The 10,469-nt window shown below is 71.2% G+C and carries 6 protein-coding genes and 1 pseudogene; 1 reads left to right on the top strand and 6 read right to left on the bottom strand.

Annotated elements, in window-relative coordinates:
* The 6 genes and pseudogenes from QZV84_RS09700 to QZV84_RS09725 all read right to left on the bottom strand — a co-directional run.
* Nucleotides 1–206: pseudogene (locus QZV84_RS09700) on the bottom strand (HNH endonuclease); the annotation flags it as partial.
* Nucleotides 207–330: 124 nt separating this feature from the next.
* Complete coding sequence (locus QZV84_RS09705) at nt 331–1,785, bottom strand: FAD-dependent oxidoreductase (protein WP_292828917.1); 1,455 nt, start codon at nt 1,783–1,785, stop codon at nt 331–333.
* A 77-nt stretch (nt 1,786–1,862) separates the two neighbouring features.
* Nucleotides 1,863–2,636, bottom strand: coding sequence for a DNA-formamidopyrimidine glycosylase family protein (locus tag QZV84_RS09710; RefSeq protein ID WP_292828919.1), 774 nt, complete (start codon nt 2,634–2,636; stop codon nt 1,863–1,865).
* A gap of 17 nt (nt 2,637–2,653) precedes the next feature.
* Nucleotides 2,654–7,390 (bottom strand): ATP-dependent helicase, encoded by a 4,737-nt coding sequence (locus tag QZV84_RS09715; RefSeq protein WP_292828921.1) that lies wholly within the window; start codon nt 7,388–7,390, stop codon nt 2,654–2,656.
* 63 nt (nt 7,391–7,453) lie between these two features.
* Nucleotides 7,454–8,725: a serine hydrolase domain-containing protein gene (locus tag QZV84_RS09720; RefSeq protein WP_292828923.1), complete on the bottom strand. Its 1,272-nt coding sequence runs from the start codon at nt 8,723–8,725 to the stop codon at nt 7,454–7,456.
* A gap of 131 nt (nt 8,726–8,856) precedes the next feature.
* Nucleotides 8,857–9,519: an alpha/beta hydrolase-fold protein gene (locus tag QZV84_RS09725; protein ID WP_292828925.1), complete on the bottom strand. Its 663-nt coding sequence runs from the start codon at nt 9,517–9,519 to the stop codon at nt 8,857–8,859.
* Between the two features lie 175 nt (nt 9,520–9,694).
* On the opposite strand from QZV84_RS09725, the gene QZV84_RS09730 reads away from it, so the two are divergent.
* Complete coding sequence (locus QZV84_RS09730; protein WP_292828927.1) at nt 9,695–10,363, top strand: DUF4916 domain-containing protein; 669 nt, start codon at nt 9,695–9,697, stop codon at nt 10,361–10,363.
* Nucleotides 10,364–10,469: the final 106 nt, after the last annotated feature.

Raw genomic sequence — 10,469 nt, forward strand, 5'->3', positions numbered from 1 at the left:
ACGAATCGCTGCACTTCCGCCGAGGGGCGATAGCGGGTGACGGCGACCGGGGCTCCGGTAGAGATGTCGACGAGTACGAGGTTCCACGCAGGAGCCTCGGCCATCAGGCAGCGGGCGAGGCCGGTGTCGACGGGTCCGTACCCGCTCAGCAGTGCCGGCTGCTCGTCGACACCTGCGGCGGTCGTGAGCGGGATGGTGACGTTCACCTGCCCACGGATGCCGGTGAGGGCGTCACCATCGGCGCCGTGATGCCCGGTCGGGGTCGCGGTCAGGACGGCGCTCGTACGTGCGCGCCTCGACCAGGTCGACGGCCCTCGGCTCAGCAGGCGATCATGAGTCGAACCCGAGCCCGAGCGCATCGAGGGTCTTCAGCAGCACGTTGCGGCGGCCGCGGTTGTGGTCGGCGCGGTCGAGTGACCAGCGCGTCATGTTGATCCCCAGGGCTGCGACCGGCTCGGGCGGGAACGGCAGCGGCCTCTCGCGCACCATGCGCAGTGACGTGCGCTCGGTCGGGATGCCGCCCAGCAGGTCGAGCATGACCTCGCCCGCGAAACGGGTCGCGGCCACGCCGAGACCGGTGAACCCGGCCGCGTACGCGACCTTGCCGTGGCGCGCGCTGCCGTAGAACGCGCAGAAGCGCGAGCACGTGTCGATCGCGCCCGCCCAGCGGTGGGTGAACCGCAGCCCCTCGAGCTGCGGGAACATCGTGAAGAAGTGGCTCGCGAGCTTCTCGAACGATTCGGGTCGGTTCTCGTACTGTGCGCGGACGCGCCCGCCATAGTGGTAGACCGCGTCGTACCCGCCGAACAGGATGCGGCCGTCGACGGTCTGCCGGAAGTAATGGAACTGGTTGGCGAGGTCGCTGAGGCCCTGCCGATCGTTCCAGCCGATCGCCGCGCGCTGCTGCGCGGTGAGCGGCTCGGTCATCAGCACGTAGTCGTACACCGGCACGGTCATCAGCGAGTTGCGCCGCAGCAGCGAGGGGAACACGTTCGTGGCGAGCACGGCCTTGCCCGCCGAGATGCGCCCGCTGTCGGTGATGACCTCGACACCCGCACCGGCGTTGCCGCCGTTGCCGGACGTGTTCAGGCGGCGCACCGGCGAGTGCTCGAAGATCTGCACGCCGCGCTCCTCGGCCGCGCGGGCGAGGCCGGCCGCGAGCTTGCCCGGGTGCACCAGCGCGTTCGAATGCGTCTCGAACACCGACCCGAGGTAGGCGGGCGAAGAGACGGCCGCCTGTGTCTGGGCGTGGTCCAGACGGATCACGCCCTGCTCGCCCCGCGTCGCGGCATCCTGCGCCCAGTCATCGAGCCACTCCAGCTGGTGCGGCTCGGTCGCCACGGCGAGAGCGCCCACGCGCTCCCAGTCGGCATCCACCTCCCATTCGGCGATGTCGGCGCCCATCGCGTCGAGATTGGCCAGGCCCAGGCGGTCGAGCTGGTCGATCTCGTCGGGCCAGCGGCTCAGTCCGTTGTCGCGTCCGTGCGTGAGGCTCGCTTCGCAGAATCCGCCGTTGCGACCGGATGCCGCCCACCCGACTGACTTGGCCTCGATCAGCGCGATGCGCGCGTCGGGGTCGCGCCGCCGCGCGAGCAGCGCGGTCCACAGGCCGGTGTACCCGCCGCCGACGATCACCAGGTCGACGTCGTGGTGCCCGCGCAGCGCGGGCCGCTGCGGCTGATCGGGCACGTCGTCGAGCCAGAAGACGCTCTGGCGGGTCTGGGCGAGACTGCGCCGGATGACGGATGCTGCCGGCCGCTGTCGTTCGAAGACGGTCGTGCCCACGGGCATCACTTCCCTGTCGTTTCGGTGCGTCCATCCTCCCGTGGATGCGCGGGCCGGCGCCAACCGGAGGCTCCCTGTCAGGTCTGGCAGTTCGGGCACCAGAAGGTGTTGCGCTCGCGTGTCGGGTCGGCCCCGAGCGACCCCTCCACGATGATCGTTCCACACCGGCGGCAGGGCCGCCCCTCACGCCCATAGACCCACGTCGACCGACCCGGCCGGTCGTCGCCGGTGAACGTTCGGCGCGAGCGCTCGCGATTCGCGCGGATCATGCGAGCGCCGAGATCGACGATGGCGGCGGCATCCGTCTGAGTGGCCGGCCTCGTCGGCAGGATGCCGCGGACGAACAGGATCTCGTTGGCATACTCGTTGCCGAACCCGGCGATGTTGCGCTGGTCGAGCAGCGCAACGTGCGCCGCGCGCTCGTCGGCGCCGAGCCGTCGGGCGGCTTCTGCGGGGTCCCAGTGCTCGCCGAGCGGGTCGGGACCGAGATGGCCGACGAGCTGCTCCTCGTCACGCGTCGGCACGACCGTGATGTCTGCGAGGTCGAAGCCGACGGTGTCCCACTCGGCGTTGCCCACGACGGCGCGCGCCGTGAAGCCGGGTCGGCGCCAGCGACCGCCCCGCGGGTACACGTGCCACTCGCCCTCCATCTTGAGGTGGGTGTGCAGCGTCCAGTCGCCGATGCGGTGCAGCAGGTGCTTGCCGCGCGAGAGGACCTGGTGCACCGGCATCCCGGTCAGATCGATCGTTGCGGCCTGCGGCACGCGCAGCTCGAAGCGGGTGAGCTCGGTGCCGGCCAGCGCTTCGTCCAACCGCTGAGCGGCGCGATAGACGGTGTCGCCCTCAGGCATCGGGCGACGGTCCGGTCTCAGGCACGCGCCGACTCCCGCAGGGTGTCACCCGCTGTCGTGCGGCGCAGCGTCAGGCCTCTCGGCGACTCCACGAATCCGGCATCCCGCAGCGCTCGCCCGACCGGGGTGCCGTAGACGAACGCCCCGTTGACCTGCTCGATCGTCAGGGTCGCCAGGCGTCTGGCGCGCGCCGTGGCGGCGAGGTCATGCGCCGCCGCGGCCACCACCGCCTCGTCGTCGGTGAATGCCAGGGCGGACTTGCCCCCGCGCTCGAGGTAGAGCACGAGTGATCCGTCTACGATCACCACGAGACCGCCGGCCTTGCGCCCGGGCCGGTGCGTGATGCCCTCGAGGGCGGGCCAGCCGAGCGCGGCCCCATAGGGGTTGGCAGGATCGGTCGCCGCGAGCGTGAACGTCCGCAGCGGGGGCGGATCGCCGAGCCCGGCGAACTCGCGCAGCCGGTCGACAGTGGGCGAAGCCGCGAACTGCGCAGCGCCGAGCTTCTCGATGACGTAACCCCGACGGCAATGCCCGGCCTGCTCGAAGCCGGCGAGCACGCGATAGGCCTGGGCGAAGCCGCCGGGCAGGCCCTCGGACTGCACCGACCCGCGCGTCACGACCCCGTACCGATCGAGCAGCAGGCTCGCGGCGGCCGTCGCGCGCAGCGTCGGCTCCGGCTCGGGCGCAGACAGGAGCGACCAGCGTCCGCCGATCGCGGGCGGACGGGGCGGTGTGCTCGTGCGGCCCACGGATGCGCCGCGGTACATCCGCGCACGGGGAGCCTTGCGCGCCGTGCGGTGCGCCTGCGAGCCGCCTCCGAGCAGCATCCGCACCGGCGCGAACGTGTCGTTCGTGACGCGCCCGGCCCAGGTGAGGCTCCACAGCGCCTCGACGACGGACGCTTCGTTCTCGGCCGGTCCTTCAGGAGCAGCCGCGAGCTGGCGCAGCTGCGCGGCGAAATAGGCGCCGCCGTTCGCGAGGGCCTTGAGGATCCGCTCCTCGAGCGAGCCCGCCACGATCTCGTCTTCGGGCGGCATCAGCGTGAGAGGCGCCGCATCGGCCGGATGCAGCGCGATCCACCCGTCGCGCCCGGGCAGTGCGCCGTGCCCCGACCAGATGACCTCGCCGGTCGCGGTGAGTTCGTCGAGCATCGCCGGGGTGTAGTCCGAGACGCGCGCGGGCAGCACGAGCGATTCCCACGCGCTGGCCGGGATGGGCACACCCGCGAGCTGCTCGATCACGGCCGCGACGCCGTCGATGCCGTCCAGCGGACGGGCGATGTGCTGCCAGACCGGCAGGAACCGGGCGAACGCCTCGGGCGAGACCGGCTCGACGCTGCCGCGGATCGCCGCGAGCGAGCGCATGCGCAGGCGCCGCAGCACTTCGGAGTCGCACCACTCTGTCTCATCGGACGTGTTCCCGGTCCCCGAAGCTGTCGAGGGGGCGGGCAGGAAGAACCCGCTCGACAGGCGCCCCTGCGCCTCGAGGCGCTGCAGCGTGAGGCGCGCAACCGCGGCGCCGACGCCCAGTCGCTCGGCGACGGCGGTGCTCGTGAACGGGCCGTGAGTGCGTGCGTAGCGGGCGACCAGGTCGCCGAGCGGATCGGCGAGCGGCTCCAGGAACGCGTTCGGGATGCCGACCGGCAGGGCCGCGCCGAGGGCATCGCGCAGCCGTCCGGCGTCCTCGATCGCCGCGACCCGCGCGATCCCCGCGATCGTGACCGGGATCGCCCGGCGCGTGTCGATGAGCTCGGCCAGATGCTCTCGCGAGGTTGCGACGTCGGAGGGATCCAGGCGCGCCGCGACCTCCTCGGCATCGAGCGGACCGAGCATCCGGAGCAGGTCGGCGACGCCCTCGAGGCCGCGGGCGCGGCGGTCGGGGTCGAGGCGCTGCGCCTCGCGCTCGAACTGCGCCATGATCTCGGGGTCGAGCAGCTCGCGCATCTCGACTTTGCCGAGCAGCTCGCTCAGCAGCGCGGGGTCGACCGACAGCGCGGCGGCGCGGCGTTCGGCCAGCGGCGAATCGCCCTCGTACATGAACGCGCCGACGTAGCCGAACAGCAGATCGCGCGCATACGGCGAGGGCGAGGTCGTGGTCGTCTCGACGAGACGGATGCTGCGATCGCCGATGCTGCGGGCGATGCGCAGCAGAGCCGGCACGTCGTAGACGTCCTGGAGCACTTCACGGAGCGTCTCGAGGATGATCGGGAACGTCGGGTATCGCCGTGCGACCTCGAGCAGCTGCGCCGAGCGCTGGCGCTGCTGCCAGAGCGGGGAGCGGCGGTTCGGGTTCATGCGCGGCATGAGCAGGGCGCGCGCAGCGCACTCGCGGAAGCGCGAGGCGAACAGGGCCGAGCCGCCCACCTCGTCGATCACGATCTGCTCGAGCTCATCGGGCTCGAAGACGAACAGCTCCGCGCCCGGCGGTTCGGCCGTCGCATCGGGCACCCGCGCAATGATGCCGTCATCGCTCGCGACCGCCGAGCCCTCGACTCCGAGGCGCTCGCGGATGCGGGCGTTCACGGCCAGCGCCCACGGACCGTGGACCTTCATGCCGTAAGGGGAATGAAGGATCACGCGCCAGTCGCCGACCTCGTCGCGGCCCCGCTCGACCGTGAGCGACTTGTCGGTCGGCAGCGTGCCGGTCGCCTCGCGCTGTTCGGCCAGGTACGCCAGCAGGTTGACCGACGCGTTGTCGTCGAGTCCCGCCTCCCGCAGCCGCGCGCGGGCCTTCTCAGGCGTGGCCGCCGACACTTCGCGCGAGAACCGGCCGAGCGCCTCGCCGAGTTCGGCGGGTCGGCCGAGCCCGTCGCCGTGCCAGAACGGCAGCTTGCCCGGCTGCCCGTATGCCGGCAGGACGTTGACGCGGTCGTGGGTGATCTCCACGATCCGCCAGCTCGTGGTGCCGAGCGTGAACACGTCATTGACGCGCGATTCGTAGACCATCTCCTCATCGAGCTCGCCGACCCGCGCGTTCTGGGACTGCCCTGCGACGAAGACGCCGAACAGGCCCCGGTCGGGGATCGTGCCGCCGCTGGTCACGGCGATGCGCTGCGCGCCCGGCCGGCCGGTGAGCGTGCCCTTGTCGCGATCCCACACGAGCCGCGGGCGCAGCTCGGCGAACTCGTCGGACGGAAAGCGGCCGGCCAGCAGGTCGAGTGTGGCCTCGTACGCCGAGCGCGGCAGCGTGCGGAACGGCGCACTGCGCTTGACGCTCTCGAACCAGCCCTCGACGTCGATGGGGCCGAGCGCGCACGCCGCGACGGTCTGCTGGGCGAGGATGTCGAGCGGATTCTGCGGCACCGCGATCGCCTCGATCTGACCGGCCAGCATCCGTTCGGTGACGATCGCGGTGTGCAGCACGTCGCCGCGATGCTTGGGGAACAGCGCCGCCCGGCTCACCTCGCCCACCTGGTGCCCGGCACGTCCGATGCGCTGCAGACCGGATGCCGCGCTCGGCGGCGCCTCGACCTGGATGACCAGATCCACGGCACCCATGTCGATTCCGAGCTCGAGGCTGCTGGTTGCGACCACGCACCTCAGTGCGCCCGACTTCAGCTCCTCTTCGACCTGCGCCCGCTGCTGCTTGGACACCGATCCGTGGTGCGCTTTCGCGAGCACCGGGTCGGCGCCGTCCACCGAATCGGAGGTCGAGGAGGAGCGCAGCGACGTCTCGAGGCCGGCCATCGTCGCGGTTGGGATGGCGGCATCCGCAACACCTGCGCCGAGCCGCTCGGCGTAGATCTCGTTGAGCCGGCCGGTCAGCCGCTCGGCGAGTCGCCGTGAGTTCGAGAAGACGATCGTGGAGCGGTGCTGCAGGATGCGGTCGACGATGGCCTCTTCGACGTGCGGCCACAGCGACCCGGTCATCTCGGTCGGCTCGGGCGCCTTCGTGCCGCCGTCGCCGAACCAGTCCTCGTCGATCGGGGCCTCGGCGGCGGCATCCGGTCGTGTGGGCGAATCGGAGGCACCTGGCGGGGGCGGCGGATTGAGCATGTCGTCCACGGGCACGACCACCGTGAGGTCGAAGGCCTTCGTCGACCGCGGCGCGACGATCTCGACCGGCGCCGAGCCGCCCAAGAATCGCGCCACCTCGTCGATCGGGCGCACAGTCGCGGACAGTCCGATGCGCTGGGCGGGCTTCTCCAGGAGCGCGTCGAGCCGCTCGAGGCTGACCGCGAGGTGGGCGCCGCGCTTGGTCGCGGCGACGGCATGCACCTCGTCGATGATCACCGTGTGCACGTTCATGAGGGTCTCGCCGGCCTGACTCGTGAGCATCAGGTACAGAGACTCGGGAGTGGTGATCAGAATGTCGGGCGGCGCGCTGACGAGCCTGCGGCGGTCGGACGAGGTCGTATCCCCCGAACGGACTCCGACGCTGATGCTCGGCACGGTGATCCCGAGGCGGCGCGCCGACTGGCCGATGCCGACGAGCGGTGAGCGCAGGTTGCGCTCCACGTCGACGCCGAGGGCCTTCAGGGGCGAGATGTAGAGGATGCGAGTGGGTGAGTCCGCGACCCGTCGCTTCTCGCGTGCCGCAGCCGGCGCTGCGGCATCCTTTTCATGGAACACGCGATCGATCGCCCAGAGGAATGCCGAGAGCGTCTTGCCGGAGCCGGTGGGCGCCACCACGAGGGCGTGCTTGCCGTGCGAGATCGCATCCCACGCGCCGAGTTGCGCGGGCGTCGGTGCCGAGAAGGCGCCCCGGAACCAGTCCTGCGTGGCAGGACCGAACCGCTCGAGCACATCACTCACCCGTCCATCTTCGTCGGTCGGTGCGACATCCGGGCGGGTTCGGTCAGGGTGCGGAGCGGGCGATCAGCCGGCGCACGGCTCGGTCGGCGCGACCGTCACCGTCGACTGGAAGACGGGATACAGGGCCCGCACGACATCGAAGACCTGCTCGCCGGTCCCGCCGTCTCCGTTGCTGAAGACGACGAAGACGGAATCTGTGGTCGCGAACCAGTTCAGGTTGGTGCCGTAGCCGGGCTCGGCGCCGGTGTGACCGAGATCGAGCAGGCAGCCGGTCGCCGGGTCGCGGTGCACGCTGACACCCAGGCCATAGCCGAGTCCGCCGGCGTCCAGGGGCAGCGCGGTGTCGCCGTAGCGGGCGGTGAGCATCTCGGGGGAGAGCCCGGCGCCGGCTCCGAGGGCGGAACCCCATTTGTGGATGTCGTCGAGGGTGGAGACCATGCCTCCGGCGGCCCAGCTCTCCGCATTCGACCAGTCGACGGTGTCGGTCGGCTGCGGCATGCCGGGACAGAACAGCGTGTAGCCGTGCGTGAGCGGCGCCTGCAGCTGACCGTCCGCGGCGAAACGGCTGCGGGTCATCCCGAACGGCTCGGTGATCCGCTGCTCGATCAGATCGCCGAGGCTCTCGCCGGTGACCTGCTCGAGGATGCGCCCGAGCAGGAACGTGTTGGTGTTGGCGTAGGTGAAGCCTTCGCCGGGCGCGAATCCCGTGCGGGGCGTGGCGGCGCCGATCGCGATGGTGGCTTCGGGATCGGCGACGGCGTGCGGGTCGGCGCAGATCCGCTCGACCTGGGCGATGCCCGACTCACCCACGCCGCTGGACATGTTCATCAGCATCCGCACGGTGATCCGTGAGGCCTCGGGGAAGTCCGGGTACCAACGGTCGATCGTGTCGTCGAGCGTGAGATCGTACGTTCCCTCGTCGATGACCTGCAGGGCGACCGTGGTCGTGATGGTCTTGGTGATGCTGCCGATCTTCTGCTGGCTGTCGGTCGTCATCGGGTCGTCGGCCCCGAGCTCGGCTGTGCCGCGGGCGGCGACCCATTCGCCCTGTCCGGGGACCCAGAGCCCGACGATCACTCCGGGCAGGCCGGAGGCTGCGAACGACTCGTCGAGCGCGGCGTCGAGCTGGGCGACGAGCTGCGGGTCGAGCGGTGCGGTGGTCTCGGGCGAGGGTGAGGCGGCGGCCGGGGTCTCCGAATCCACTGGCGCGGCCGTTCCTGCGCCGCCACGACCCGTGAGCAGTACCGCCACGATCACCGCGAGGACCACGACGATCCCGACGATGATGAGGAGCGGGACTCTGCGTTCCGTCGCGACGTTCGGCTGCGCGTGCATGGAGGTCCAATCTCGAGCCCGGTGCCGTGCTGACCGGCCCCTGAAACGTATCGGTGTTCCGGCTTCGGCGACAGAGCCGGGCCCCGAGCAGCGTGGTCTTGCCGGGCCCTCACGGATGCCGCCGCATCTGGTCAGTTTTCGGCTTCGATCTCGGCCAGCTGCTTCTCGAGGAAGACGCGTACGTCGTCGAGCTCCTGCTCAGAGACGCTGTGGGTGAGTCCCGGGTATACCCGGCCGCTCAGGTCGGCATGCTCAGGGAGCCACGCCGCGGTGTGCTCGACGAGGAACGGCGGGATCACGTCGTCTCGCGTCCCGCGTCCCCAGAACACCGGCGGACGTCGCTCGGCGAGGGCCGAGTCGTTCGGCAGCGATCCCGGGGTCGCGTACCCGCTGAGGTTGACCGCGAACGCGAAGCGCTCCGGTTGCAGCCGCAGCGCCTGCAGCGCGACCGAGGCGCCCTGCGAGAAGCCCAGCAGTCCGACGACGGCGCCCGGCGCGACCGCGTCGAGCCACGCGATCACCAGAGATGCGGCATCCGTCGTGTGCTGTGGACCGCGCCCATCGAGCCCCTCGACGGGATACCAGGAGAACCCGGGCGCCGGGAACGGCGGTGTCAGCGGAGCGCGCACCGCCGCCACCACGAACTCCGGCGGCAGGTAGGGCACGAGGCCGAACAGGTCGCGCTCGTCGGATCCGTAGCCGTGCAGCAGCACGAGCACCGGTCGCCCGGCGCGGTCGGGGGGTTCGGCGGACCAGAGCGCGGCGCTTTGGTCGAGGGCGGGGATCTCTGGCATGCGCCCATCCTCTCAGTCGTCGCCGGTGCGCGCTCGGTGCGGCGACATACCGGCCCATAACTCCGGCATTCTTGTCGGCGGACCGGGCGCTGCCGGCGCAATTCCGCGCGTCTGCGCGGGCGGTTCGGGCAGATTGCAGGAGTAATGCGCGCAGTGGCTGAGGTATACAGGAGACATGGCCGTCCGAACCCCCGACCCCGACCCCAACGAGCGCGACGACGACGGCACGCCGCAGAATCCGCTCGACGGCATCGGCGCCTCGTACAGTCGGCGCGGACACCCTCTCGGGGACGGGTCGTTCGGCTCGCCGAGTCCCGACAGCTCGTCCAACCCCGGTTGGCTGTCCGACATCGAGCTCGCGGAGATCCGCCGGCGGATGCCGATCATCTATGTCGAAGCCGTCCCGGTGCGCACCGACGGAGTCGGCGCGGTGACCGAGGTCGGCATCCTCCTGCGCGCGACGCCGCTCGGCGAGATGACCCGCACGATCGTCAGCGGCCGGGTACGCTACGGCGAGACCGTCCGCGACGCCCTGTTCCGGCACCTCGAGAACGATCTGGGTCCGATGGCCTTCCCGTTGCTGCCGCCTCAGCCGGTGCCGTTCACCGTGGCGGAGTATTTTCCGATGCCGGGCGTCTCGGCCTTCCACGACGACCGGCAGCATGCCGTCTCGCTCGCGTACGTCGTGCCGGTCACGGGCACCTGCCAGCCGCGGCAGGACGCGCTCGAGGTGACCTGGATGCTGCCTGCCGAGGCCGCATCGGACGCCCTCGCCGCCGAGATGGAGGGCGGACGCGGCAGTCTCATCCGGCTCGCCCTCGCCAGCGTCGGCGCCCTGCGCTGAGGGTCCTGCGCTGAAGGGCCCCGCGCTGAGGGCCCTGCGCTGAAGAGCCCCGCGCTGAGGGTCCTGCGCTGAAGGGCCCCGCGCTGAGGGCCCTGCGCTGAAGAGC

The organism is Microbacterium sp. (genome assembly GCF_011620715.1).
Classification (GTDB): domain Bacteria; phylum Actinomycetota; class Actinomycetes; order Actinomycetales; family Microbacteriaceae; genus Microbacterium.